The organism is Streptomyces sp. 2114.4, from assembly GCF_900187385.1.
Taxonomy (GTDB): domain Bacteria; phylum Actinomycetota; class Actinomycetes; order Streptomycetales; family Streptomycetaceae; genus Streptomyces; species Streptomyces mooreae.
This window is the reverse complement of the sequence record NZ_FYEY01000001.1, coordinates 470,967-496,644: the sequence shown is the minus strand read 5'-3', so window position 1 is coordinate 496,644 and position 25,678 is coordinate 470,967. Positions and strand designations below refer to the sequence as shown.

At 71.2% G+C, this 25,678-nt stretch carries 23 protein-coding genes; 11 read left to right on the top strand and 12 right to left on the bottom strand.

Annotation, left to right across the window (positions count from 1 at the left end; translation table 11 throughout):
- Positions 1 to 64: 64 nt before the first annotated feature.
- Together CFW40_RS02160 and CFW40_RS02155 are read left to right on the top strand one after the other, a co-directional pair.
- Complete coding sequence (locus tag CFW40_RS02160; protein WP_256331634.1) at positions 65 to 2,197, top strand: FAD-dependent oxidoreductase; 2,133 nt, start codon at positions 65 to 67, stop codon at positions 2,195 to 2,197.
- Positions 2,194 to 4,080, top strand: a complete 1,887-nt coding sequence (locus tag CFW40_RS02155; protein ID WP_088796123.1) for an alpha-keto acid decarboxylase family protein — start codon at positions 2,194 to 2,196, stop codon at positions 4,078 to 4,080. Before CFW40_RS02160 ends, CFW40_RS02155 begins: the two co-directional genes overlap by 4 nt.
- A 237-nt stretch (positions 4,081 to 4,317) precedes the next feature.
- Here CFW40_RS02155 and CFW40_RS02150 read toward each other — a convergent pair whose 3' ends face one another.
- Positions 4,318 to 5,370: a YncE family protein gene (locus tag CFW40_RS02150; RefSeq protein WP_088801853.1), complete on the bottom strand. Its 1,053-nt coding sequence runs from the start codon at positions 5,368 to 5,370 to the stop codon at positions 4,318 to 4,320.
- Positions 5,371 to 5,512: 142 nt separating this feature from the next.
- Here CFW40_RS02150 and CFW40_RS02145 point away from each other — a divergent pair, with 142 nt between their 5' ends.
- The gene (locus CFW40_RS02145; RefSeq protein WP_088796122.1) at positions 5,513 to 6,427 is read left to right on the top strand and encodes a LysR family transcriptional regulator; all 915 of its coding nucleotides are present in this window, start codon (positions 5,513 to 5,515) and stop codon (positions 6,425 to 6,427) included.
- A 206-nt stretch (positions 6,428 to 6,633) separates the two neighbouring features.
- Here CFW40_RS02145 and CFW40_RS02140 read toward each other — a convergent pair whose 3' ends face one another.
- Complete coding sequence (locus tag CFW40_RS02140) at positions 6,634 to 6,867, bottom strand: hypothetical protein (RefSeq protein WP_088796121.1); 234 nt, start codon at positions 6,865 to 6,867, stop codon at positions 6,634 to 6,636.
- A gap of 128 nt (positions 6,868 to 6,995) precedes the next feature.
- Positions 6,996 to 7,601: a TetR/AcrR family transcriptional regulator gene (locus CFW40_RS02135; RefSeq protein WP_088796120.1), complete on the bottom strand. Its 606-nt coding sequence runs from the start codon at positions 7,599 to 7,601 to the stop codon at positions 6,996 to 6,998.
- Positions 7,602 to 7,865: 264 nt separating this feature from the next.
- Between CFW40_RS02135 and CFW40_RS02130 the strand changes: the two genes are divergently transcribed.
- Positions 7,866 to 8,699 (top strand): SDR family oxidoreductase, encoded by an 834-nt coding sequence (locus CFW40_RS02130; RefSeq protein WP_088796119.1) that lies wholly within the window; start codon positions 7,866 to 7,868, stop codon positions 8,697 to 8,699.
- Positions 8,700 to 9,081: 382 nt separating this feature from the next.
- Here CFW40_RS02130 and CFW40_RS02120 read toward each other — a convergent pair whose 3' ends face one another.
- Positions 9,082 to 9,522: a GNAT family N-acetyltransferase gene (locus CFW40_RS02120; RefSeq protein WP_088796117.1), complete on the bottom strand. Its 441-nt coding sequence runs from the start codon at positions 9,520 to 9,522 to the stop codon at positions 9,082 to 9,084.
- Between the two features lie 333 nt (positions 9,523 to 9,855).
- On the opposite strand from CFW40_RS02120, the gene CFW40_RS02115 reads away from it, so the two are divergent.
- Positions 9,856 to 11,436, top strand: a complete 1,581-nt coding sequence (locus CFW40_RS02115; RefSeq protein WP_088796116.1) for an alpha/beta hydrolase — start codon at positions 9,856 to 9,858, stop codon at positions 11,434 to 11,436.
- 111 nt (positions 11,437 to 11,547) lie between these two features.
- Here CFW40_RS02115 and CFW40_RS02110 read toward each other — a convergent pair whose 3' ends face one another.
- The 5 genes from CFW40_RS02110 to CFW40_RS37770 form a co-directional block, all read right to left on the bottom strand.
- The gene (locus CFW40_RS02110; protein ID WP_256331635.1) at positions 11,548 to 12,984 is read right to left on the bottom strand and encodes an MFS transporter; all 1,437 of its coding nucleotides are present in this window, start codon (positions 12,982 to 12,984) and stop codon (positions 11,548 to 11,550) included.
- A 342-nt stretch (positions 12,985 to 13,326) separates the two neighbouring features.
- Entirely contained in the window at positions 13,327 to 13,926 is a 600-nt protein-coding gene (locus tag CFW40_RS02105) for a 2'-5' RNA ligase family protein (RefSeq protein ID WP_088796114.1), read from the bottom strand.
- Positions 13,927 to 14,028: 102 nt separating this feature from the next.
- Positions 14,029 to 14,454: a pyridoxamine 5'-phosphate oxidase family protein gene (locus CFW40_RS02100; RefSeq protein ID WP_088801852.1), complete on the bottom strand. Its 426-nt coding sequence runs from the start codon at positions 14,452 to 14,454 to the stop codon at positions 14,029 to 14,031.
- 27 nt (positions 14,455 to 14,481) lie between these two features.
- The gene (locus CFW40_RS02095) at positions 14,482 to 15,288 is read right to left on the bottom strand and encodes an Fpg/Nei family DNA glycosylase (RefSeq protein WP_088796113.1); all 807 of its coding nucleotides are present in this window, start codon (positions 15,286 to 15,288) and stop codon (positions 14,482 to 14,484) included.
- Between the two features lie 63 nt (positions 15,289 to 15,351).
- Complete coding sequence (locus CFW40_RS37770) at positions 15,352 to 15,477, bottom strand: hypothetical protein (protein WP_256331636.1); 126 nt, start codon at positions 15,475 to 15,477, stop codon at positions 15,352 to 15,354.
- A gap of 253 nt (positions 15,478 to 15,730) precedes the next feature.
- On the opposite strand from CFW40_RS37770, the gene CFW40_RS02090 reads away from it, so the two are divergent.
- The 5 genes from CFW40_RS02090 to CFW40_RS02070 all read left to right on the top strand — a co-directional run bounded on the left by CFW40_RS02090 (position 15,731) and on the right by CFW40_RS02070 (position 19,262).
- Positions 15,731 to 15,952 (top strand): DUF5133 domain-containing protein, encoded by a 222-nt coding sequence (locus CFW40_RS02090; RefSeq protein ID WP_088796112.1) that lies wholly within the window; start codon positions 15,731 to 15,733, stop codon positions 15,950 to 15,952.
- Between the two features lie 124 nt (positions 15,953 to 16,076).
- The gene (locus tag CFW40_RS02085) at positions 16,077 to 16,403 is read left to right on the top strand and encodes a plasmid stabilization protein (protein WP_088796111.1); all 327 of its coding nucleotides are present in this window, start codon (positions 16,077 to 16,079) and stop codon (positions 16,401 to 16,403) included.
- A 635-nt stretch (positions 16,404 to 17,038) separates the two neighbouring features.
- On the top strand, positions 17,039 to 17,623 hold the full coding sequence (locus CFW40_RS02080; RefSeq protein ID WP_176956716.1) for a metal ABC transporter ATP-binding protein: 585 nt from the start codon (positions 17,039 to 17,041) through the stop codon (positions 17,621 to 17,623).
- Positions 17,620 to 18,492 carry a metal ABC transporter permease gene (locus CFW40_RS02075; RefSeq protein ID WP_088796110.1) on the top strand — a complete coding sequence of 291 codons (873 nt, stop codon included), beginning with the start codon at positions 17,620 to 17,622 and terminating at the stop codon, positions 18,490 to 18,492. The genes CFW40_RS02080 and CFW40_RS02075 overlap by 4 nt, the downstream gene beginning before the upstream one ends.
- Complete coding sequence (locus tag CFW40_RS02070; protein ID WP_088796109.1) at positions 18,441 to 19,262, top strand: metal ABC transporter solute-binding protein, Zn/Mn family; 822 nt, start codon at positions 18,441 to 18,443, stop codon at positions 19,260 to 19,262. Before CFW40_RS02075 ends, CFW40_RS02070 begins: the two co-directional genes overlap by 52 nt.
- Positions 19,263 to 19,381: 119 nt before the next feature.
- Here CFW40_RS02070 and CFW40_RS02065 read toward each other — a convergent pair whose 3' ends face one another.
- On the bottom strand, positions 19,382 to 21,061 hold the full coding sequence (locus tag CFW40_RS02065) for a class I adenylate-forming enzyme family protein (protein ID WP_088796108.1): 1,680 nt from the start codon (positions 21,059 to 21,061) through the stop codon (positions 19,382 to 19,384).
- Positions 21,058 to 22,890, bottom strand: a complete 1,833-nt coding sequence (locus CFW40_RS02060; protein WP_256331637.1) for a CoA transferase — start codon at positions 22,888 to 22,890, stop codon at positions 21,058 to 21,060. The genes CFW40_RS02065 and CFW40_RS02060 overlap by 4 nt, the downstream gene beginning before the upstream one ends.
- A gap of 236 nt (positions 22,891 to 23,126) precedes the next feature.
- On the opposite strand from CFW40_RS02060, the gene CFW40_RS02055 reads away from it, so the two are divergent.
- Entirely contained in the window at positions 23,127 to 24,335 is a 1,209-nt protein-coding gene (locus CFW40_RS02055) for an acyl-CoA dehydrogenase family protein (RefSeq protein ID WP_371127162.1), read from the top strand.
- Positions 24,336 to 24,451: 116 nt separating this feature from the next.
- On the opposite strand, the gene CFW40_RS02050 is transcribed toward CFW40_RS02055, so the two are convergent.
- Positions 24,452 to 25,627, bottom strand: coding sequence for a sugar ABC transporter permease (locus CFW40_RS02050; RefSeq protein ID WP_176956601.1), 1,176 nt, complete (start codon positions 25,625 to 25,627; stop codon positions 24,452 to 24,454).
- Between the last annotated feature and the right edge of the window lie 51 nt (positions 25,628 to 25,678).

The window sequence follows — 25,678 nt, the reverse complement described above, 5'->3', positions numbered from 1 at the left end:
GCCAAAGCACCGAAGCACTGAAGTCCCAGTGAAGGAGAAAAGTGACCACCATCGAGGAACGGTCATGAACGACATCCGCCCTGGTCGCCGCCGTGAGCACACCGGGGCCGAGCGGGCCACAGAGAAGACCTATCAGCAGCTCGCTCGTGAACTTCTGCTGGTCGGTCCCGAGCCGGCCAATGAAGACCTCAAGCTGCGCTACCTTGACGTACTGATCGACAACGGGCTGGAACCGGCCGTCGACCCCAAGCGCATCCTGATCGTCGGAGCGGGCATCGCCGGCCTGGTCGCCGGTGACCTGCTGACCCGCGCCGGGCACGAGGTGACGATCCTGGAGGCCAACGCCAACCGGGTCGGCGGCCGGATCAAGACCTTCCACGCGAAGAAGGGTGAGCCGCCGCCCTTCACCGACCCCGCGCAGTACGCGGAGGCCGGGGCGATGCGCCTGCCCAGCTTCCATCCGCTGACCCTGGCGCTGATCGACAAACTCGGCCTGAAGCGGCGGCTGTTCTTCAACGTCGACATCGATCCGGCGACCGGCAACCAGAGCGCCCCGCTACCCCCGGTGATCTACAAGTCGTTCAAGGACGGCAAGGTCTGGACGAACGGCGCCCCCAGCCCCGAGTTCCGGGCCCCGGACAAGCGCAACAACACCTGGATCCGCACCAACCGCACGCAGGTACGGCGCGCCCAGTACGCCAAGGACCCGTCCGCGATCAACGAGGGTTTCCACCTCACCGGCTGCGAAGCGCGGCTGCCCGTCGCCGAGATGGTCCACCAGGCACTGGAGCCGGTGCGCGACTACTACTCCGTGCTGCAGAGCGACGGGACCCGGGTCAACAAGCCCTTCCAGGAGTGGCTGGACGGCTGGGCCGAGGTGATCCGGGACTTCGACGGCTATTCGATGGGCCGTTTCCTGCGCGAGTACGCCGGGTTCAGCGATGAGGCCATCGAGGCGATCGGCACGATCGAGAACATGACCTCGCGGCTGCACCTCGCGTTCTTCCACAGCTTCCTGGGCCGCAGCGACATCGACCCCGCCGCCACGTACTGGGAGATCGAGGGCGGCAGCCGGCAGCTTCCGGAAGCACTCGCCAAGGATCTGCGGGACCAGATCGTGATGGGCCAGCGGATGGTCCGACTGGAGTACTACGATCCGGGCCGCGACGGCCATCAGGGCGGGCTCGCCGGGCCGGGCGGCCCCGCTGTCGCCATCCAGACCGTGCCCGAGAGCGATCCGTACGGCGAGCCGCAGACCTGGACCGGTGACCTGGCGATCGTCACCATCCCCTTCTCCAGCCTGCGCTTCACCACCGTGACCCCGCCGTTCTCCTACAAGAAGCGCCGCGCCGTCATCGAGACGCACTACGACCAGGCCACCAAGGTGCTGCTGGAATTCTCCCGCCGCTGGTGGGAGTTCACCGAGACGGACTGGAAGCGGGAGCTGGACGCCATCGCACCCGGTCTGTACGAGTACTACCAGCAGTGGGGCGAGGACGACGCCGAGGCCGCGGTGTCCGTGCCGCAGCACGTGCGGAATCTGCCCACCGGCCTGCTCGGCGCCCATCCGAGCGTGGACGAGAAGCGCATCAGCCAGGAACAGGTGGAGTACTACCGCAACTCCACACTGCGCGGCGGCGTACGGCCGGCCACCCACGCGATCGGCGGCGGTTCCACCACCGACAACCCCAACCGCTTCATGTACTACCCCTCACACCCCGTCCCCGGCAGCAGCGGAGGCGTGGTACTGGCCGGCTACTCCTGGTCGGACGACGCGGCCCGCTGGGACTCCTTCGACGACGCCGAGCGTTACAGCTACGCCCTGCTCAACCTCCAGTCGGTGCACGGCCGCCGGATCGAGGTCTTCTACACCGGCGCCGGCCAGACCCAGAGCTGGCTGCGCGACCCGTACGCCTGTGGTGAGGCGGCCGTCTACACCCCGCATCAGATGACCAGCTTCCACCTCGACGCGGTCCGGGCCGAGGGACCGGTGCACTTCGCCGGTGAGCATGTCTCGCTCAAACACGCCTGGATCGAAGGCGCGGTGGAGACGGCCGTCCGTGCCGCCCTCGCCGTTCACGAGTCTCCCACGGCGTACGAGAGCGCCGCCGCCACCGCGCGGACCGCGGAACCCCGAGAGAGCCGGGCAGGCGCCACACCGCCGGCCCCGTCACGAGAGGACGTGGTGACCTCATGACCACCTCACACACCTGCACCGTCGCCGAGTACCTGGCCCTCAGGCTGGAACAGCTCGGCATCACCCATCTGTTCGGCGTTCCGGGCGACCATCTGGGCCCGTTCCTGTCGACCCTGCACGAGAAGACCACGGTGCGCTGGGTGGGCACCCCGACCGAGGGGGGCGCGGGCCAGGCCGCCGATGGTTATGCGCGGGTGAAGTCCGCCGACGCGCAGATCGCACTCGGCGAGCAGGGCATCGGTGCGGTCGCGGTCACCTACAGCGTGGGCGCGTTCAACCTGCTCAACGCGATCGGCGGCGGCTTCGCCGAGTACGTGCCGCTGATCGCGATCAACGCCGCGCCGTCCTACGAGCAGTGGCTCAACCAGAAGGCGATCGGCCTGCTCACTTCGCACATGTCCCAGCGCCCTGAGAGCAACCTGGAGGTCTACCGCCAGGTGACGGTGGACGCCCAGGCGATCTCGAACCCCGGTCTGGCTCCCACCCAGATCGACAGCGCGATCATCGCGTGCCTCTCCCACCGCCGGCCGGTCTATCTGGAGGTCATGGATGACGTCTGGGGGGCGCGGTGTCCCGCACCCCAGGGCCGGCTGACGCGGCGGGAGCGGCCCGTCACCGCCAAGAACGAGCGGATGCTCGACCAGGCGGTCACGGCGTGCATGGAACTGGTGCGGCACCACCGCAACCCGATCCTGTGGGCCGGGGAGGAGATCGACCGCTTCCGGCTGTCCGACGAGTTCGAGAAGTTGGTGCGCGAGACCCGCATCCCGTTCTGCACCACCATCGGCGCCAAGTCCGTCGTCTCCGAGTACACCCCGGGCTTCTCCGGCGTCTACAACGGCAAGGCCAGCAGTCCGGAGGTGGCCGAGGTCTTCAACAATGCGGGCTGCCGCATCGGACTGGGCACGTGGGCGACCTCGAAGAACCTCGGCGGCGCGCGGTCGATCGGCGACGACTGGGCGGTCGCCGCCCACGAAGGTGTGCACGTCGGCGCTTCGTACTTCCCCGATGTGCAGCTCGCCCGGTTCATTCCGGCGCTACGGGAACGCCTGGTCGCCGAGTTCGGAAGCGGTGCCTTCGAGGCGGACTACTTCACCCGCGCACATGACGAGGGTCTGGACGTCCCCGGCAGCACCGCCGCCTACCTGGACTCCCAGACCGGCGGCCCGTACCCGCAGAACGTGACGTACGACAGCCTCTTCCGGCACCTCAACGCCTTCCTCGAAGCGCAGACCAGCGAGTCCCGGGGCGAGCGCACCAACCCGTTCACGGTGGTGTGCGACGCCGCGTTCGCGCTGATCGGCTCGATGAACCTGCGGATGGCGGAGCGCGCCTCGTACGTGGCGCAGAACAGCTGGCTGTCCATCGGCTATTCGGTCGGCGCGGCCACCGGTGTCGCGCTCGGCCGGCGCCAGGCCGACAAGCGCCCGCTGGTCTTCGTCGGCGACGGCTCCTTCCAGGAGACCTGCCAGGAGATGTCCACCCATGTGCGGCACGGTCTGCGCCCGGTGGTCTTCGTCCTGGACAACGAAGGCTTCTACGGCATCGAGCAGATGCTCGTCCAGCCCTGCTACTACCAGGAGGGCACACCGGCCTCCGACGGCGCCGAGTTCTACAACGAACTGCACCCCTGGCGGTACGAGAAGCTTGCGGAGGTCTTCGGTTCCGCCAAGCACCCGATGAACGGCGTCAGCGTCCGCACGCACGACGAACTCGCCACCCTGCTCCAGCGGATCGCCGAGCCCACCGACACGATCAACCAGGGCCCGATCGTCGTACGGGTGCGGCTCGGGCGGCACGACTACCCCCAGGCGCTCAAGTACAAGATCGCCGAGAACTGTCCGCCGCCCGGCGGCGCACCGGGGGAGGGGGCCGCACGATGACCGGACCCGCCGGACGGCGGACCGGGGCGGCGGACTGGAGTCGGCGGCGCCACCGCCGATTCCGCGAAGGCCGTCCGGCACGCCTTGAGAGGTCCGTCCGGGCCGCCTGACTGAGCGGTTCCGGGGGCCGGCCCGCCGACACCTTCGGCGAGCCGGCCCCTTGCATTCGGCTCCTTGGGCTGCCACTGGTCGCTCGCTCCTGGCCACGGGACAGCGTCCTCGGCAACCCTGCGTGCCTCAGGCCGGGCGCGGGATGTAGGCCAGGCCGTGGGCACCGGGCTCGCCGAGCTTGGCGATGTCCAGCCGGGCCAGGCTCTGCAGCGTGTCCAGGTCGACGAGATGGACGGTGGAGGAGCCGACACAAGCCACATAGGCGATCCGGCCGTCGGGCGACGAGGTGATGGTCAGCGGCAAGAACCCCACCTCGGCCTCGCCCAGCCGCTCGCGGGTGCCGGCGGAGAACACCGTGAGCCGGCCCGGCGCAGGGCGTCCGAGCCGGGAGGCCGGGTCGGGTTCCATGGGCGATTCGCCCACGAGCAGCTTCCCCGTCGACGTCAGGTGCACCGGCAGGACGATGTGCTCCGTGGGCAGCATGTCGACGACGGACGCCGTCCGGGCATCGATGACCCGGATGCCGGCGGGCTTGTGCTCCTCGGCGGCGGAGAAGGAACCAGCGTAGGGCGAGGCGACGAAGACGTGCGTGCCGTCGGCGGAGACGGCAAGTCCCTCACTGCCCGGCACCTCGACCTTCGCGGTGAGGGCTCCCCGTTCGAGGTCGACGACCGATACGAACGGCGCCTCCTTGTTGGTGGCGTAACCCGTCTTTCCCGCCGGATCGATGGCGAACCAGTGCGGCCCGGGGGCGTCCGTGTCGATCCTGCCCAGGGGCCGCCGGGTCTCCGTGTCGATTACCACGACACCGCCGGGCCGGTCCTGCGATCCCTCCACGCTGACGTACAGGCGTCGACGGGCCGGGTCCAACGCCAGCCCGTGCGGGCCGTGTTCCGGCGCCAGGTCGACGACCTCGACGATGCGGCGGGTGTCGGGGTCGATGACGGTCACCTCGGTGCGACGGCCGCTGTTCGCGTGGTAGTAGCCCGAGTGATACGCCGTGGTGCACCACAGCAGCCGCTGCGCCGGGTCGAAGCACAACTCGTGTGGCTGGGCGGGGACTTCGACCGCACCGAGGTGCCGGTCGGAGGCGGCGTCGAAGAATGAGACCGTCGGCCCGCTCTGACTGACCACGGCCAGGACATCGCCTTCCCGGCCGGCACGGGGGGAGTACTGCACAAAGAGCTCCTTGAACGGGGCGGACAGGACGTCACGCGTCTTCGCGGACTCCTCCACTCTCGGCGCGAGAGAATTCCGGAGCAATGCAAAGATAGGCACCCAATAGTTGCCCCATCCGTAAAAGTGCAGCTCAGGAGCGTCAATGGATCTCAACCTGCTGCGAGTCCTGGACGCCCTGCTCCAGGAGAACAGCGTGACCCGCGCCGCGGAGCGACTCGGTACCTCACCCGCAGCGGTCAGCCGCACGCTGGCCCGGCTCCGCCGTGCCGTCGGCGACCCCCTGCTGGTCCGCGCGGGCCAGGGGATGGTCCCGACCCCGCGCGCCCTGGAACTGCGGGATGAGGTGGGCGTGTTACTGAGCCACTGCGACAACGTCCTGCGGCCCGGCGCCGGTTTCGATGCCGTTCATCTCCAGCGCACCTTCACCGTGCAGGCCGCCGATCTGCTCCTGGCGGGGCTGGCCGGGGCCCTGACCGACCAGGTCCACGCGGAGGCTCCGCAGGTGGACGTGGTCTTCCTGCCGGAGGCGCTGGAGGGCGGCCCCGCATTGCGGCAGGGCTGGGTGGACGTCGAACTGGGCGTCCTCGGCCGCCTGGACCCGGAGATCCGGACCCAACAGCTCACCCGGACGACGCTGGTCGGCATCGCCCGCAGCGGTCATCCCCTCTTTGACGGGCGGATCGACGCCCGCCGTTTCGCCGCGGCCGACCACATCGGCATCTCCCGGCTCGGCAAGCGCCTCGGGCCCATCGACAGCGCACTCGCGGAACTCGGCCTGCGCCGCCGGACCGCGGTCGTGGTACCCAGCCATACGAGCGCGATGATGCTCGCCCGGGACACCGACCTCGTCGCCCTCACCCTGGCCGACTGGCTCCCCGACACCACCTCCGCACTGGGAATGCGCACCTTCCCCATCCCCCTCGACCTGGCGCCTCTCGACCTCGGGATGGCCTGGCACCCCCGCAACTCGAGCGACCCCGGACACCGCTGGTTCCGTGACCGCTTGGCGGCCGCTGTCCTGACGGCGGCAGGGACGGGGGCGCCGCCGGTGACGTGAGGGCGAGGGTGGCGTGAGCGGGAGTGGGCCTCGCCGCAGCGGATTCCCCCGGCTATCGGAGCAAGGACCGGCCACCGCCCGGCGTCACCGGGGGCAGTGGCCACCAGGGCCCCGAGGAGCAGGCGGGTGTACTGAGGGAGTGAGCGTGATGAGGGAGCGGGCGTGATGAGGGAGCGAGCGTGACCGTGACCGCGGGGAGTCGGTGACTACGAGGTGTACGTGCAGCCGTGCTCTCCGTAATACCACTCGTACTGACCCATCACCCAGGAGTCCGCCGTGATCCTGAAGGTGCCGTGTGGGCCGGGACAGTGGAACGTCGTGGTGACGAGGTCACGGCCTGGTGGGGGAGGTCCCGGCGCCGCGGTGGCCGCGGAGGCGGCGCCGGCGCTTCCGGCGCCGAGCAGAGCAGTGATGAACGCTATGGCGATGATCTTCTTCATGGTGTCTCCCAGTTCCCTCGCGTGCCGGAACTGACTCTGAGGACGATACACGCAATCACCCAATTCGGGACAAGAGTAAAAATCTCCCGATATGTAGAGGGAGTCGGTTGCAGGGTCTTGCCGCGGCCTCACTCCAGCTCGTCGATGCGCAGATAGTCGAGCGCCCGACGCGTCAGCTCGGCGATGCCCTCCGGTTCGTCCTGCTGGGCCCAGTACTCCAGGGCGATGTGGATCGCGTCGAGCAGAGTGGTGGTCAGGAGTCGCACTTCCAGGCTGTCCGGTGGCGCTCCCGTGCGGGCTGCGAGGAGCGGCAGCAACCGGTCCTGCAGGTCCCGCCCGGCGGCCAGCCACCGCATCCGAATCGCAGGCACGCCGCCCATGACGCGCACCAGCCGACGGGCGCGCTCCGTGTCCGCGAGGTGCGGGGGTGAGGCCGGTGCGTCGAACGCCGCCTGCACCGCGCCGGTCAGCGGTTCATCGGCCGGCCATGTGGCCAGCGTGTCGACGAGCCGGCCGAGGCCGGCGGTCAGCAGGGGGGTGAGTGCGTCCTCCTTCGCCGCGCAGTAGCGGTAGAAGGTGCGTAGGGAGATGCCGGCGGCCGAGGCGATGTCCTCGACCGTGGTCGCGTCGTACCCCTGCTCGGAGAACAGGGTGGCCGCGGTCTCCGCGATCTCCAGCCGGGTCTCCTGTCGCCGCCGTTCGGTCAGCGACGGCCTCCCGCGCGGCGCTGTCATCCGTCGCTCCTCGCCGTGCGGTCCTGTTCCTGTCTCTGCCCCTGTGCCTGTTGCTCCATGTCGCGATTCTGTCACGGACCAGCTACTTGGCACGGCGTGTCAAAAAAGAGGTATGTTGGCTCCGCTGGATCGGTCGGATCGGACGGATCGGTCGGATCCCTGAACGCCCGTACGGGCCCGACAACTTGGGGTCAGACGGGGGCAGGCCGGCGTGCGTTATGTCATCCCAACGGGCCACCCGGGCACATCAGCGAGGAGTCGACCATGTCCGCCACCTCCCCCACCTCCCGTACCTCCCCCACCTCCCGTACTTCCGGCGCCTCGGGGCGTACTTACCTCATCACCGGAGCCGCCTCCGGCATAGGCAAGGCCACCGCATCCCACCTCCGCCAATGCGGCCACACCGTGATCGGCGCCGACCTCAAGGGCGCCGACATCTCCGCGGACCTCGCTACCCCCGAAGGCCGTACGGAACTGGTCGATCGCGCCCATGAGTTGACCGCCGGCCGGCTCGATGCCGTCATCGCCTGCGCCGGCCTCGCGCACTTCGCTCCGGCCACCGTCCAGGTCAACTACTTCGGTGTGGTCGCCACTCTCGAAGGGCTGCGCCCGCTGCTCGCCGCCGGAACCGAGCCGCGCGCCGTCCTGATCTCCTCCGTCACTTCCGTCCACCCGCACGACACAGCCATCGTCGACGCCGCGCTCTCCGGGGACGAGGAGGCGACCGTTGCCGCGGCCCAGGCCGCCATCGACCGGGGCGAGGGCTATGCGATCTACCCCTCGTCCAAGGCTGCCCTCGCGCGCTGGCTCCGTCGCACGGCGGTCACCGGTGACTGGGCGGCCGCCGGCATCCCGCTCAATGGCGTCGCCCCCGGCACGGTCGTCACGCCGATGACGGAGGGCATGCTCGCCGATGCCGGTATACGCAAGGTCGTCGACACGAGCGTCCCGATGCGCCTGCACGGCCACGCGCGCCCCGAACAGATTGCCCCGCTGCTGGCCTGGCTGGCCTCCCCGGAGAACTCACACGTCACCGGCCAGGTCGTCTTCATCGACGGCGGTGCCGAGGCCGTCCTGCGAGGCGACAGCACCTGGTAGTCGTCGGGCGGCGGCAATGGTGAACGACAGCCCGTAGGGCCTGTCGCCTGCCCGATGTGCCGTCGTCGAGCTGGTGGCCTCACGGGCCATTACCGAGCCAGTGGTCCGCATCACCGCGAACGCCGCAATGGGATGGCGGCTGCACAAGAACTACATGATTGGCTGGATCAAGGAACGGAAGCCGTACGAGAGGCTCATCGGACTCGCGGAGAGCGTGACCGGCGTCCTGGCCGAGTTTCCCCCTGTGTACGGCCATGGACAGTCCACGACGGTCAACGCGTATGAGTCTCCGCATCCCAGGGTGGGGGTGATCAGGGAAGGGGCGCGGGGGCACGGCTCGTTCATGCGTGGCGCCGCCCGCGTCGCCCCAGGCGTGGCTGCCCTATGAGAGGTAGCGGCGGAAGCCCTGCGCTTGGGCCTTGAAGCCGCACGCTTCGTAGAAGGTGTGGACGTAGGCATCGTCCGCTGCCAGCAGCTGCACCTTGTAGCAGCCGGCCGACTCTGCCAGTTGCACGGCCGCCGTCATCAGTTGGCGCCCGATGCCACGCCGCTGGAAGGAATTGGCCACTACGACGTTCTCCACGAACAGGATGGCCCGGCCACCGCGTGTGAGGTTCGGCATGAGGAGGCAATCCGCTGTTCCGGCCAGGGTGCCGTCAGCGTCGGCCACCAGGATGGTTCGTCCCTGCTGCCCCGATATGGCTGACCAGATGCTCTCCGCAGTGGCGCCGGGCATGGGCACATCGTCCACGTTCAGCTCGCTGTACAGGGTCAGCAGCGCTGCCAGGTCCGCTTCGGCCGCTGATCGCACGGTGATCTTCATGTGCCGAGCCTAGAACGACCGCTATGTCCCGTGCGCGAAGCTGAACTGGACCGCACCCCAAGTCGGCGGCGATCGTCGTCCTGCTGCCCGTATGGGAGCCGCGTCGCCGGGGGCGCCCCAGCTCCTGGGGCGCCCCCAGGAGGTGCACACGCTGAGTGGAACGCTGCATCCCCGGGGTGATCAGGAGTGGCCGGCGTCACTCGGACTGATGGCGATGTGTGATCCCCTCGTCGACGCTGCGTATGCCCTGTGTGCGATTGTGACGGGGCCGATAGCGCGGCCGTGACGCCTGTGCGCATCCTTCCCGGGACCAGCGAGAGAGCGAGAACGGCGATGCCCATCCCCCGCATGTCCATGGCCCTGACGGCAGGTGTGCTGACCGGCACCACCCTGGTGGCGACGGTCTGCGCCGTCGGTGGCGCCGCGGCGTCCCAGCCCGACAACGCCAGGGGCGGGAACACGTCCGCCCCGGTGCTGCCCGCGCGCTTCACGCAGCAGAAGATTCAGTGGACGGCCTGCGGTGCGGACGTCACCGCCAAGGCCGTACCGGGCGCCGAATGCGGCTGGGTGAAGGTGCCGGTGGACTACGCCGTCCCGGACGGGAAGACCGTCGAACTCCGGGTGTCGCGGGTGCGGGCAAAGGACCCCAGCCGTCGTCTGGGATCACTGCTCTACAACCCCGGTGGGCCCGGCGCGGGCGGTGCGGCCGACGTGGCCGACGGAAACTGGCAAGCCGGCCCCCAGGCCCGGTCGCGCTACGACCTGGTCGGCTTCGACCCCCGGGGCACAGCCGGTTCCGGGCAGATCAAGTGCCCCGACGGCGTGGCGCAGCAGCCCGAGAACCCGCCGCGTACCGAGGCGCAGGCCGAGAAGGCGTTCGCCGAGGCGACCAAGCGCGGTCAGGCCTGCCAGAAGGCGAGTGGCGCTGTTTTCGCGCACATGGACAGTGTGAGCGTCGCGCGTGACCTGGATGTGCTCCGCACGGTCCTGGGCGATGCCAAGTTGAATTACACCGGCTTCTCCTACGGCACCTTCCTCGGCCAGCAGTACATGAAGCTGTTCCCCGACAAGGTGGGCCGGATGGTGCTCGACAGCGTCGTCAACCCCGCGGCCGACATGCAGCAGGTCGCCCGCCGTGACGCCAAGACGTCCGATGACGCGATGCGTCGCTACGCCCAGAATCTCGTCGCGCGCGGGGACGACCGTCTGGGAACCACGGCCGGGGAGATTCTGCGGAGGGTCACCGGGTTCGCCAAGAGGCTGGAGCGGAAGCCACTGCGAGGGTCGGACGGCGAGACGTTCACCGACGCCACCCTGTCCATGTATCTGGACACCGCGGTGACGGACAAAGCGACCTGGAAGCCGCTGACCAAGGCGCTGGTCGCCGCCCTGCACGGGGACGGGGCCGCCTTCGAGCGCTTCGACAAGGAGACGGCCGGCGACGGCGGTGGCGAGAAGCCGACGCCGCAGGAGCAGAAGGCCGAGGAAGACGAGTCCGCGAGCATGCCGGCGGTGCTGTGCCTGGACTCGCCGTCCGCGCCGAAGTCCCCCAAGGAGATGCTTGACACCGCCGACGCGTTCGCCAAGCAGTCGCCGCTGTTCGGGCGTTCCTTGGCCTGGCAGATGATCGACTGCGCGACCTGGCCGATCGCCCCCACCGGCGCGGCCGAACCGATCAAGGCATCCGGGGCGGCACCGGTGCTGCTGGTGTCGTACACCAACGATACGCAGACTCCGCTGGCCAACGCGCAGGAGGTGCTCCGGCAGTTGGGCCACAGTTCGCTGCTGGTACGCAAGGGCCACGGGCACGCGGCGTACGCCTCAAAGAATCCGTCCACGTGCACCGACCGAGCCGTCGACAGGTATCTGGTCGGTGGAAAGCTGCCGGACAAGGTCGCCAACTGCCCGCGCTGACACGTTCGTGTGGTCCACCGGGGCGGGGCGGGGGGCGCCACCTCACCGCGGGTGGGCGTAGGCGGGTGGGCGTGCGCTGATGCGGGGGCGTCCGGGTCCGGACTACTGCGATCAGCGCCCTCCACCCTTGGCCGCCGAGGGCACCCGCTCTCCCGGCCGCCGAGCGCGCGGGCCGCGTCGCCCGACCCACCCCCACAGAGCCAGCAGGAGGCAGGCCGTCAGGCAGCCGGTTCCTGCCACGGCCAGCGGCCCGTTGTCGCCGGTCGCCGCGGCGCCGCCGGGATCGGCCGTGGAGCCCGCCGCGACCACGCCCAGCCCGGCCGCGACGGTGATGACGGTTTTGGTCAACCCGGAGGCCTCACCGGCGCGTTCGGGCCGGATGACGCCCTGGGTGGCGGTCAGCGTCAGGGCGTTGCCGACGCCCAGCGCCGCCCCGCTGCCGGTGACCGCCGTGAGATACGGCGGCAGTCCGGAGACGAACGCCGCGCCCAGCAGCATCACCGCACCCGCCCCCAGGCCCGTCGCCATGACCGGTACGGCGCGGGCGCCGGTCACCCGCCCCGCGAACGGCCCCGCGGCCGCCATGGCCAGCGCGGGGCCGAGGAAAGCCACCCCGGCCGCCAACGGCGTGAGCTGCCGGCCCTCCTGGAGCGAGAGCGGTACGACGAACAGGAACACCACGGTTGCGGCGTTGGCCACCGCGCCCGCCGCGGTCAACGCCACGAAGGAGCCGTTACGGAAGAGCGCGGGCCTGATCAGCGGCTCGGCAGTGCGGAGTTCGATCCGTACGAAGGCGGCCGAAGCCAGCGCCACGAGGCACAGCGTGCCGACGCCGGCGGGGGACACCCAGCCCCACACCGGGCCGCGGTCGATGAAGAGCGCCAGGGCCGCGATGGCGCAGGTCCCGGTGGCCAGCCCCGGCCAGTCGACGTGCCCGGACGCCGTGGTGTCCCGCGATTCCCGGGCCCGGCGAGCACAGAGCGCGGCCACCACAACCAGCGGCACGTTGAGCCAGAACACCGCCCGCCACGACACCATCTCGGTCAGCACACCGCCGACGAACGGGCCGCAGGCGGTGGCCAGTCCGCCGATGCCCAGCGCCCACCCCGTGGCCCGGCCGCGCAGGGCGGGCGGGAACACGTTCGTCAGCAGCGCCAGCCCGGCCGGCATGATCAACGCGCCACCCGCGCCCTGCACCACACGGGCCGCCACCAGCACCGGCAGCGAGGGCGCCAGTGCACAACCCAGCGACGCCATTCCGAACAGCGCCAGCCCCGCGGTCAGCAGACGGCGTCGGCCGAACAGGTCACTCATCCGGCCCGCACCCAACATGAGCGTGCCGCACGACAACAGGTAGGCGCTGACCGCCCATTGCAACTGCCCGGTGGAAACGCCGAGTTCCGCCTTGATGTGCGACAGGGCCAGGTTCAGGGCGAAGGAGTCGAGCTGGATGCAGAAGACACCCAACGCGACCGCGACCAACGCCCACCGGGCTCCTCTCCGCCCCTCGACTTCCCACACCGCCCCAGCAATTTCCGGCACCGTCACAGCACTCTCCTCAGCATTTCCCTCGCCGCTGCCTGGCCGGGCAGCGGCGTCATCGCGCGCCTGAACGTCTCTGGTGGGAGGGTGTGGGGGATGGGTGCGCCGGAAGGCATCGGTGCGCAGGAGGATCGGCCCAAGTGCTGATCAGGTGAATGAGCGCGTCCCGTGGTCCGGTGGGACGCTGCTGAGATTGTCAGCTCGACCTGGCGTCGCGAGTCATACGCGCGTTCGGCAGCTTCCCTCGCCAGAGCTCTCGCTCGCCGGTGGTCTTGAAGCCGTGGCGCTCGTAGAAGCGGACCGCTCGCTCATTGTATTCGGTGCCCCATAGACGCATGGAGACACCCCCTAACACTCCAGCAGCCGGCGGACCTCGCCCGTGCCCAGCGTGATCACGGCCCGGGGTCGCATGGGTCCCTCGCCGCGCCGGGAGAGCAGGACCACCTCCTCGACCACAGCCGACATCGTGCCGAGCCGGCCGGCGCACTCGATGGCCAGAGAGCGCGGATCCTGAGTGCGGCCCAGGGACAGATGCGGCGTGAAGCGATCGCCACGCCCGCGGCAGAGCGGGAACCGCAAGCACAGCTCCCGGTGCAGACGTGCCCACGGTGCCAGGCCCGCCGCGGCCGGGTCGAGCCACACCGTCGCGTAATGCCGGTGCCGGAAGTACCGGACGCCGGCCAGACGCGACGTGAACGCCGCGCTCTCCGCCGCGCCGGCGGAGAGCAGCGGCACAGCCCGGGCGAACTCCTCCTCCGGCGCGAAGCCGAACAGCAGATTCACATGCGGCGGCCACCGCCGCACCTGCGGATCATGCGCCCAGCGGATTTCCTGGATTGCCGGCCAGAGCTCCTGCGGCGGCAGCCACGCCACCGCCGTCCGGGCCGTCGGTGCCACCTCGAGCACATCCAGCGGCGTGGTCCCGCCGAAGACCGGATTCCATCCCACGCTCCCATGGTCCGGGCCGCGCCCGCATCGCACGAGCCGAGGGGGGCCGCGGGGGCGATTCCCACGGTCCCGAAGCTCGGTGGTCAGTCGAAGGGCCGCCCTCTAGACGGAACCCAGGTCGGCCGACACCCAGTGTTCCGGCTGCATGTAGAGGACGACGTGCGCACCGAGCTGGGCGTGGTCGTACTCCACGAAGCCGGCGACCTTGTCCTGTGGGAGGTACCGCGCGGCCATCTCCCAGGACCGCTCGCGGCTGTCTGATTCCGTCCTGGTGACCGGGCCCTCCACCGACACGTAGCGCACGGTCGGCTCCGCCCGCTGCACCATCAGACTGAAGCGCCCGGCGGACCGGATTGCTCGCGCTTTCCGGGAATCGGGCCCGGTACGCACCCACAGTTCGCCACCCGGCGTGTAGTGGTACCAGATGGGTACCGTCAGCGGTGCGCGGTCCGGCCGCTCGACCACCGACAGCGCACCGATGTGAGGTTCCGCCAGAAACTGCTCTCGTTCCCGTATCGACAGTGCCATGTGCCCGATCATAGTCCGGCTCACGGCTCATCGACGTGACATGACCCGATCCGGCGCCTGCTGGCACCGAGGGCACCACACGGTGTGCCGGCCGGCCCAGCGCCCGCCGCAGAGCCGTTCGCGGCAGCGGGGGCAGACGGGAGCGGCGTCGTCCCGGTGGCCGGTGAGCCATGACCTGCGGGGCGGCACCCGGCCGGCCGCCACCGCCGAGCGCAGTGTCCGTCGCAAGGCCGCGTACATCCGGTCCAGCTCCTGGGTGGTGAGCGTGCCGACGGGCCGGGCGGGGTGCAGCTTCGCGCGCCACAGGATCTCGTCCGCCAGCAGATTGCCGAGGCCGGCCAGGACCGACTGGTTGAGGAGTGCCGACTTGATGCCGCCGCGCCGGCCGGCCAGAGCCTCGTCGAATCCGGGGCGGTCGACAGACAGCGCATCGGGGCCCTGATCCTTCATCATGCGCGCCACGGTGGGTTCGTCCGCCAGCCAGAGACCCTTGAGTTTGCGCTGATCGCGGTAGCGCAACTGCCGGTCGTCGGCGAGGGTGAAAGTGACACGGTCGTGCGGGTGCAAAGGCTCGGCCGACGGACAGCAGACGAGCTGCCCGGTCATGCCGAAATGCAGCATCAGGGTCGGGCCTCCCTCGGTGGGCGCCAAAAGCCATTTCCCCTGCCGCTCGGGCCCGGCGAGGCGCCGCCCCTCCAATGAGCGCCGCAGCCGGCGGGCGCTCACACCGTTCAGTACACCCGCGTCGTGCACATCGATCCGCAGCAGGCAGGCGCCCCGCGCGCAGGAGTCGAGAATCTTGCGGAAGGCCTCCACATCGGGCAGCTCAGGCATCCAGCCCTCCGTCGGTCGTACGCGGGCAGCCTTCGGACGGCGCCTCGGGCCCCAGGTGGTGCGTCACGCGTCCGCCCTGCTGTGGCCCTTCACGTCGGTGCTCCGGTGAGGGGCCTGATCGCCGTCGTCTTCATAGAGGCCACCGGCGGGCACGATCTCACCCGGGTGGAAGGTCTGGTTGTCGTTCATGCCTCTTCATGCCTCCTGTCCACTGCATGCCTCCTGTCTACGACGCGGCCCCCCTCCGCGCGACCCGAGGCATGCCCCGGTAGCTGCCGGCGGTGGCGTCGGTCCTCGGCCGGCCGCATGGACGCCTGGCCGGGGCTGCCGTCCTGCGCTCTTCGGCACCTGAGCTCCGTGCCGGCAGGAATGGCGCCACCGGAGGCATGACCGCCGCCTTCGCGGAAACACCCTGAGGAGACTCGACCAAGGAGCCTGGATCATGCTGATGCCCGACCCCAAGGACGTGCGGACCCTGCTGAGCCGGTATGCCGATGCACGTTTGGCGCACGCGGAGAGGTCGACTTGCGAGTCCGCCACCCAGCTGGACGATGTGTCGTACACCCTGTGCGTGGCCACCGCGACCACAGAGATCAACGACGCCCTGGCCGTCGCCGACCGCATCCTGGCGCAGTCCGCTTCTCCTGCCCTCAGCCGCCCGTGAGGGCGTGAGGCATGGCGGTGCCGGCCGGCGCCGCCCGGGTGGCGGTGCGTGCTCACTGGACGTGGACTGGTAGGGCCCACGGCAGAGCCGCCGGGAAGGCTGACCGAAGAAGGGATGAGCAGCCGTGCCTGCAGGATCGAACAAGAAGCGTGAACGGCAGTACGAACACATCAAGGAACAGGCCGAGGAGCGTGGCACCTCGCAGAAGCGGGCCAAGGAGATCGCCGCCCGCACGGTGAACAAGGAGCGTGCCCGCTCCGGCGAAGCCAAGACCGCCGCCAAGGCCTCCCTCCGCGACCCGAAATCCGCTCCGCAACGCGGCGGGGAACGGTCCCACCGCGGACCCGGCGGCCCGACCAGGGACCAGCTCTACGAAGAGGCCAAGAAGAAGAACATCGAAGGCCGCTCCACCATGAACAAGGACCAGCTCCGCCGGGCCGTCGGCCGCTGACGCCCGACGGCAGCCCGGCCTGCGGAAACAGCTGCCCGGCGCAGCCCAGGTGCTCCGGAAGGGAGCGGCGGGCTGCGCCGGGCAGCGAGTTTATGCCTTGGAACGGTATGTGCCGGGCATACGGGTGCAATGGACCAACACAGCGCAAGCAGGACACCGCCGACGGGCCCCGCCTGGGCAGGGTGGCTCTACCTGGGGCTGGCGGTGCTGGCGGGAACCCAGCTCTTGGCGACCCTGCTGCAGTCGGGGGCCGGCGATCCGAGTTTCGTTCCCAGCCTGGTCGGTGTGATCGCGTTTCCAGCCCTGGCCGGCGTCTCGCAAGCCGGCCGCGGACTCAGGAACCGGCCGGGAGGAAGCCGTCCCTGACCTTGTCGCGGCCTGAGGCGTGCAGCGCTGCCGGCATCACGGCGTTCACGTGTACCAGGCCGAGGTGGGCCAGGTGCCGCGCGGGACGTGCCGGGCCTGGCCGTCGGCGGAAATACCGCAGCCCCCGTGGGAACTCGGCGCACCACCGGCCCGACTAGTGGGCTGTGGAACGGAGCGAGGAGCGGACAGGGTCCCCAGTGGAGCGGCAGCCGGGCGGTGCGGGCGGCCTTGAGGTGCGGCTTCGGGGGGTGGTGTGTCGCCATGGCCGTCTGGAAGCGGTGACCGGGGTCGATCTGGAGGTGCGGGCCGGTGAGCGGATTGCTCTGACCGGTACGAACGGGTCTGGAAAGACGACGCTGTTGCGGGCGGTGCTCGGTCTGCACCGGCAGGTCGACGGGGAGATCGTGGTCGGTGGCCGGGGCTGCCGTAGCGCTGCCGAGTGGGCGTGGCGGAGAAGAGCGTGCGGGTGGATTCCGCAGCGGCCGGCACCCGGGCGCTTTCCCTTGCTGGCACGGGAGTTGCTGGCGAGCAGCGGCGACCTGGCGGAGGCGGAGCGGGCGGCCGAACGGCTGGGCATGGGCGGTCTGGCGGACCGGCCGGTGGGCAGCCTCTCGGGTGGTCAGTTGCAGCGGATGCACCTGGCGCGGGCGGTGGGCTGTGTGGCGGCCGGAGCGGGTGTGCTGCTCGCGGACGAGCCGACCGCGGCACTGGACTTCGCGGGCCAGGAGGAGGCCGCCGAGGTGCTGACCACGCTGCCGGTGACGCTGCTCGTGGTGACCCACGACCGGGCCATGGCCGCGCGCTGCGACCGGACGCTGGAGATGGCCGCCGGGCAGCTGCGGGAGGTGTCGTGAGCGCGTGGGGGCAGGTTGGTGACCTGTGGCAACTGGTCCCGGTGCAGCGGGCCGGGGCGGGGCTGCTGCTGGCCGCCTTCGGGCTGCCGGTCGTCGGTGTGGTGATCGTCGGGCTGGACATCATGCCGGTGCGTTTCGCGATGATGCATGTGGCGCTGCTGGGCATCGCCGTGGGCCAACTGGTGGGCCTGGACCCGGTGTTGTGCGCGCTGGTGGCGTGTGCACTGGCCGGCGCGGGGGTGGCGCCGCTGGCCCGCACCGCCGAGGGCCTGTCCGGGGCGATGGGCCTGCTGATGAGCTTGGCCATCGCTGCCGCCTTGTTGCTGCTGGCGCTCTCCGGGGTGAATGCCAATGGAGCATTCGCGCTGTTGTGGGGGTCGATCCTGGCAGTGAGGCCGGCCGATCTCGTCGTGCTGGGGGTGCTGGCCGTGGCCGTACCGGGGCTGTTCCTCTGGCGCCGCCGCGATCTGGCGCTGCTGCTGCACGACCGTGAGCTGGCGCTGTCCTCCGGCGTGGCGGTGCAGCGGCTGACCGTGGTGCTGCTGGTCCTGGTGGCGGTCGCGGTGGCCGGTGCCATCCGTCTGACGGGCGCGCTGCTGGTGGACGCGCTGACCTTGCTGCCCGCCCTCGCCGCCCGCCGCCTCGGCCGTTCGCTGGTGTCGATCACGCTCTGGGCGATCGGCATCGGCGTCGTCGTGAACGTCGTCGGCTTCCTGATCTCGCTGGCCTGGGACCTGCCGCCCGGTCCGGTCCTCGTCCTCGCCGCGGGGGTGGTCGCCCTTGCCGCTCATCTCATACCCGAACGGAGAACCTCATCATGGCGCACGTCCGCGTCCTCTTCCGCCCCCTCGCCGCAGTCACCGCACTGAGCGCGGGGCTGCTCCTGCTGACCGGCTGCGGCGACGGCTCCGGTAAGGCCGGTACCGACAAGGCGGGCGAGTCGGGGTCGGCGTCGTCCGGTCCCGTGGTGGTCGCCACCTCCAGCTGGGAGGCTGCGCTGGCCAAGGCGGCCGGGGCCAAGAACGTCAAGTCCCTTGTTCCCGCCTCGGTCCGGCATGCGCCCGACTACGACCTGAAGCCGTCCGACCTGGCAGCGGTTGCGGGGGCCGATTACGTCCTCTACGCCTCGTTCGAGCCGTTCGCGGGCCGTATCAAGGAGGCCGCGGGCTCCAAGGCGAAGCTGGTCGAGGTCAATCTGGACAACGCGCCCGCGACCACCAAGGCCGAGGTGACGAAGCTGGGCGAGAAGTTCGGGACGGAGCGGACCGCGGCCAAGTGGAACACCAAGTTCACGGCGGAGTGGGCCTCCCTTGCCAAGCAGGTGAAGGGCGCTTGGCCCGGTGGCAAGGCTCCGACGGTGGCGGCGCAGAAGTTCACGACGTGGGCGGCCGCGCTGGCCGGGGCGAAGGTGGTCGGCACCTACGGCCCGGAGGCGGTCACCCCGGCCCAGCTGTCCGCACTGTCGGCGAAGAAGCCCGCCTTCGTGCTGGACAACGAGAACATGTCGACCGGGACCGTCCTGCCCGGCTCGGGCGCCAAGCAGCTGAACGTCGTGAACTATCCGGGCGCGGACCTCGATCTGCTCGGGGTCTACCGCAAGGCGGCCGGTCAGCTGGAGAAGGCGTTCTCCGGTTCCTGACCCGGCCTGTCGTACGAGAGCGTGCGCGGGATCTCGCACGAGAGCTCGCGTGCGAGGGGGAGGGGCCGCTGGGTGCGGTCCCTCTCTCGTGCTTTCCCCGGTGGCGTCCCTCTGTTGCCTCAGCCGGCCTGTGCGTGGTCGGCGGGGAACTCGGCGGCCGCCCTCTCCCGCAGTGCGGCGCGATCGGGCTTACCCGCCGGGGTGAGGGGCAGTTCGCCGGTCACCAGCAGCAGCCGCTCCGGGTGTTTGCGGCGCTCCAGACCACGCGCGTCCAGGTGGTCGCACAGCGTCTCAAGTCCGGGCTTCCGTCCGGCCCTTGGCACCACACACGCCGCGAGCCGTTCGCCCATCAGGGGATCGGGGACGCCGACGCACATCACCTCACGGATGTCCGGGTGGGCGGAGAGCTCGCCTTCGACCTCGGCGGGGCTGATGTTCGCACCGCCGCGGATCACGATGTCCTTCAGGCGGCCGACGACCCGCAGCGTGCCGTCGGCGTCCAGCATGCCCAGGTCCCCGGTACGGACCCAGCCGCCGGCGGTGCGGTACCGCATGTTCAGCTCGGGTGCCCCGACGTAGCAGAGCGGCGTCATCGGGCCGCGCGCCACGATCTCCCCCGGTTCACCGGCGGCGCCTCCGGGCAGCGGGGCGATACGGATCTCACACACGCCGGGGACGGGCCGGCCCACCTTGATCCCCGGGCCGCTGTCCGGGTGGTGGTCGGGGGCGTTCTGCCCGGTCAGGCCGCCGTGGCAGTTGACGCCGTCGGCGGAACCGTAGAGATTGACCACCGTGCAGCCGAAGGCCCGGCTCGCTTCGTCGCGGGTGGCCGCGTCGAGCGCGGAGCCGCCGAGTATCAGGGCGGTCAGCCCGGCGGGTGTCTCGCGGGTGTCCGCCAGCCGGTCGAGCATCATGCGCACCATGGTGGGCACGCCCAGCACGTGGGTGGGCCGGTGGGCGAGGATCGCCTCCAGGGCCGCGTCGGGCGTGAAGCGGTCGAGCAGGACAAGGGATCCGCCGTGCCGGGCGAGGGTGACGGCGGTTCCGCTGCTGCCGAAGGCCGACGCGAGCGGCACCAGGAAGAGGCAGCGCGGCCGCATGCCGTCGCGGAGCAGCGGCGCGAGCGTGTTGCCACGGCCGCCCGCGAGTGCATTGTGCGAGTACGCCACCATCTTGGGCTCGGCCTCGGACCCGGAGGAGACCAGGATCCGGGCCGCGGTGTCGGGGTCGGGGCGCGCGGGAGTGAACGCGGTCGCGTCAGCGCGCAGCAGACCGGCCAGCGGCAGGCAGCCGTCGGGGGCCGGGCCGGGGCCGGCGGCGATCACGGCGCGCAGGGCGGGCAGTTCGCCGGACAGTCCGGCCAGCTCTCGTGCGTGTTCGACGCCACGGTGTGCGGAGGCGGCGATCACCGCGCGGGCCCCGGAGCGGCCGAGCAGCGACACGGCCTCCCGCCCGCCGCGTCCGACCGGGAAGGGCAGGACGACAGCGCCCAGCGCGGCCACGGCGAGGTCGGCCGCGACCGCCTCTCCGGTGTTGGGGAGCTGGACGCCCACCACGTCTCCGGGACAGACGCCTGCTTCGGCGAGCCCGGTGGCCAGACATCGTGCCTGGTGGTCCAGTTCCGCGTAACTGACCTCGCCGCCGGCGTCGATCACGGCTGTGGCGTGCGGGTCGGCGATCCGGCGGGCCCGGAACAGCGCGTACAGGTCCAGGTCGGGGCAGTGGCCCTCGGTGGCCCAGGCGCGCCGCAGCGTTGCGGGGACCAGATCGTGGAACCGGGAGGGGAGCGGGGCTGTCATGCGAACCTCCAGGGCGAGGGGACGACGAGGGAACCATGGGAATCGCGGGTCAAGGCCCCGCGCAGGCGTGGGTCTTCAGGAAGCGCGCCGAGATCGGTGGTGACGGCGGTGGCAGAGCCGCCTTGCGCGCGCAGGGCTGCGACGGCCTGGTCGGACGGCAACTCCCGCAGGCGCGCCGACTCGGCATGTGCCGTACGGGAGGAGTCGTCGGCCGGCGCCAGCCAGCCGTCGGCGGTCGCCAGCGGACGGCGGAATCCGGCCGGGCGGCGCGGGCCTTGGCCCGCCGCGGCCCGTCGCACCGCGGGTGCGGTGAGCGTTTCCGCGGCACCGAGCAGTGAGGACTCCACCCGGACGCCGCGCCCGCTGCGCTCGCGGAGCAGCAGACCGGCGAGCACGGCCTCGGCGCCGACGAGTCCGCCGAGCACATCGATCAAGGTCATGAGGGAAGGGGCGGGCGGCTCGTCGGCCGGCCGGGCCGCTTCGCCGACGGCGGTACGGGCCTGCACCATGAAGTCGGTGCCCATGGGGGCATCGGGCAGGCGGCCCGCCCAGCCGCTGGTATAGGCGTACACCAGGCGCGGGTTGACGGGTGCCAGATGGCCGGCGCCCAGCCCGAACCGTTCCGCCTTGCCCGGCGCCCAGTTGTGCAGGAAAACGTCCGCGCCCGCGGCCAGCTCCCGCAACTCGGCTTGCCCGACGGGCGACTTGATGTCGACCTCCACGGCGCGCTTGCCGCGGTTGAGGGCGAGCCAGCGTGCGGAGACCCCCGCGGCGCAGGGCGGCATGCCGCGTAGCGGGTCCCCGCCGGGCGGCTCGATCCGTACGACGTCCGCGCCGAGCAGGCCGAGCAGATGGGCGGCGAGCGGGGCCTGGATACGGCGGCCCGCTTCCAGCACGGTCAGGCCGGAGAGCGGGAGGGCGCCGGCGGACAGGGGGCTGAAGGACAGGGGACCGGTGGACAGGGCGCCGGCGGTGAGGGGCGGTGTCCCTGCCTCGGGAAAGGTCGCCAGGGTCCATGGTGCGGCGTCGGGCGCCGCCTCCGCCGCCCGCCCGGCCAGCGTATGCAGGGCGCACACCTCGGCCCCCGATGAAGCGGCTGCCTCCCGTATGAGCCTCCAGGGCACAGCGCGCGCTGTCCGGTGCAGCTCCTCGGGCAGGGGAGCGCAGGCGGTGGCGTAACGGAACTGAAAGGGGGGCCAGCCGGCGCGTATCGCTTCCTCGGGTGCGCCGAGTGCGCGCCAGAACCGGGCCCAGGGGGCGGGCTCCAGCGCCTCCAGCTCGAAACGGGTGCCACAGGCGGCGGTGAACGGCGGGCCGCCGGGAGCCGGGGTGACGGCCTCCGCCTCGGGTGCGTTCGCCGCCGCGGCGTACTGGGAGACCGTCAGCAGTGCTGCCCGGTCGGCCCCGGTGGCGAAGTCCGTGGCTCCGCCCCCGCCTCGCGCCCGGCCGAGGAGCGCGGCGAGCAGGCCCTGCACGGTGAGGACGGATGCGCAGGTGGCTGCGTAATCGACGGCCAGGCCCCGGGGCGCGCCGTCGCGTCTGCCGTGCACATGCATCATCCCGGTGGCCGCCTGGACGGTTGCCTCGTCGTTGGCGTCCGCTTCCGGCAGGACATCCGCCCAGGCGGTGTACGCCGTCACCTCGCCCAGTCCACCGCCGGTTGCGGTGAAACGCGCGGGCCCGGTCCGCGCGGCCGGTGTCTCTGGCGCGCCGGCGCCCAGCGACCGCAGGTGGGCGAGTGCCGGCGCGGTGAGTGCGGCAGGCCCCGAGACCTGTACGTCCACCGCCTCCAGCGGCCGGTGCGCACCGATGACAGTGGGGCTTCCCACGGCATGCACGGTATTCACGGCATTCACGGCGTTCCTCTCCGTCGACGGCGGTGTGCGCCGCGTGTTTCGTACGGGCGTGGACGTACGGGCGTGGATGTACGGGTGTGGACGTACGGGAACCAGACGACGACCGGGGCCGACCATCTCCACGGCCAGTAAGTCGGACTGCCGGTTCACCGAGTTCCCGGTGGATACGGAGGAAAGCGGTGAACTCAATGGATCGTGTGCAAGGCGCCTTGAGGCTTCCGAACACGAACCCGGACGCGGACGCGGCCCTCGGCCCTGGCCCCTTCGGGCTGCCGGACTGTCCGCCCGGGGCCGCCGGGCTGCGGGGACGCGTAGCGGCGTTCGTACGGGAGCGGGTGATGCCCGCCGAACCGGTGCTCGACGCGGGCGGACCGGCCGCGCACGCCGCGTCGCGCAGGCTCCGGGCGGAGGCGAAGGACGCCGGGTTGTGGGCGCTGCCATTGCCCGTGGAGTGGGGCGGACAAGGGGTGCCGCTGTCCCGCTACGCGCACCTTGCCGAGGCCGAGGGGGCGAGCGACCACGGTCCTGCCGCCCTCGGTTCGGGGTCCCTGCTGGACGTGCTGATGCTCAGCCGCCACGCCGCCGAGCCCGTTCGTGAGCGCTATCTGCACGGCATCGCGGCGGGTGAGCTGCGCACCTGCTACGCGATGACCGAGCCCGACACGCCCGGTACCGACCCCGCGCTGACCGCGACCCGAGCCGAAGCCGGCCCCGACGGGACGTGGACCCTGCACGGCCGCAAGTGGTTCATCACGGGAGCGGGCGACGCCGACCTGGTGACCGTGATGGCCCGGACCGGCGACGACCTGACGCTGTTCCTGGTGCCCACGTCGGCGCCCGGATTCCGGGTGGTGCGCGAACTGCCGGTGCTCGGCGTGGGCGGCCAGTGGGAGATCGAACTCGACGGGGTCACCGTGCCCTCGGACCATGTGGTCGGCGAGCCTGGCAAGGCCCTGCGGATCGCCGGGGAGCGGCTGGGACTCGGCCGCGTCCTGCGGTGTCTGCGCTGGCTCGGACAGGCCGAACGGGCCTTTGACCTGATGTGTGTCCGCGCCCGGTCGCGGAGCCAGTCATCCGGCCCGCTGGCCGACCGCCAGCTCGTCCAGCAGCTTGTCTTCGACGCACTGCTGGCGATCCGCACGACCAGGCCGCTGGTGTACGAGGCGGCGGCCCGTCTGGAGGCGGGCGACGACGCCCGGGTGGAGACCGGGCTCGCCAAGGTCGCGGCCGCCCGGATGCTGCAACAGGTCGCCGACGCCGCGATCCAGGTGCACGGCGCGGCCGGCCTGGGGCCGGACACCGCGCTGCCGGGGCTGTTCCGTATGGGCCGCGCGGCCCGGCTGCTGGACGGCCCGGACGAGCTGCATATCGCTGCGGTGGCCCGCCGTGTGCTGCGCGATCACGGCGGCGCCACGTGAACTCTGGCGGCCACGCCGTGAACTCTGACGGTCCCTCCGCGAATGACCTCGGCCACGCCGCGAAGCCTGGCGGCCACGCCTGAATTACGCGGGTCGCGTGGGGCGTTCCGTTCTGGTCACATCGTGAACGGCTCCGCCAGCCCGGTGAGTATCGCCAGTCCCCAGGCGAGGAAGAAGTCTCCCCAGATCAGCTCATGGTGCGTGGCGAGGCCCCGCCCGGCGTCGTAACAACCGTCCAGCAACGCGCCCGAGTCCGACTGGTGGGCCTCGGTCAACTGGCGCAGGATCAGCCGTCCCCGGGTCGTCAGGCGATCGCCTTCCTCTCCGTCGCCCGCTGCCCGTGCGAGCGTGGCCAGCTTCAGCGCGGCCACCGCCTCGATCGCCGCGGCGGACGTGTCCAGGGGGCCGGGCAACATCCCGTCCTGAGCCGGAGGGATGAGCCGTGTCCCCGGGGCGAGGCGCAGTGCGGCAAGCCGCCTTGCCGCCTCCCGCAGGCGGGCGTCGTCCCCGAGCAAGTGGAGCCCGTCGGCGGCCCCCAGCAGCAGCCAAGCCGCCGTACGGCTCCAGCCGGGCGCCGGCTCGGCGCGGGCCGTCCAGGTGCCGGGCGGCCGGGCCCGCCAGGCGGGGCGCGGCGGGTCCTCGGAGAGGCACAGGTCAAGATGCCGGGTGAGATGGCCGTAGGCGGCAGCCTGACCACTGCCCCTGCCGCTTCCACTGCCCCTGCCGCCTCCATCGCCCCTGCCGTCTCCACTGCTCCCACCGCCCTCGCTGCTCCCGCCGCTCCCACCGCCCGGCGTGCGGGCCAGCAGCGGCACGAGCCCCGGTACCCCGTCCGCGCGCGCCAGCAGCCGTGGCCCGCCGAAGGCATCTCCCCACGGCACCAGCCCCCACTCGCCGTCGTACGCGGCCAGGCAGGCCCGCGCCGCCTCTTCCCTCAACCGGACCGCCGCCTCGTCGCCTCCGGGGCCGGCGGCCAGAGCGGTGCCGTACCAGAGCACCAGCCCGCGGGTGGCGGTGTCCTGCCGGACCCAGTACCGCAACCGCTGGGTGCAGTCGGATGCCGCCGCACGGTGCGCCGGGTCGCCCGAGGACAGGGCACGCCACCACAACAGGCCCGCCCAGAACCCCCCGGTCCACGAACCCCGGGAGGTGGACTTCCACGAGCCGCTGTCCGCGTCCGCGTACAGCGGAAAGCGGGGACCGACCTCGTCCGCCGTCACCGAGACCCGCTCCAGCAGGGAGGCGAGCGCCTGGCCGGCCCAGACCGCCGATTCCGAGTCGGCCCGACCCACCGCTTCCGAGGCAGTCCGACCCACCGTTTTTGAGGACGTATGCATTCCGCC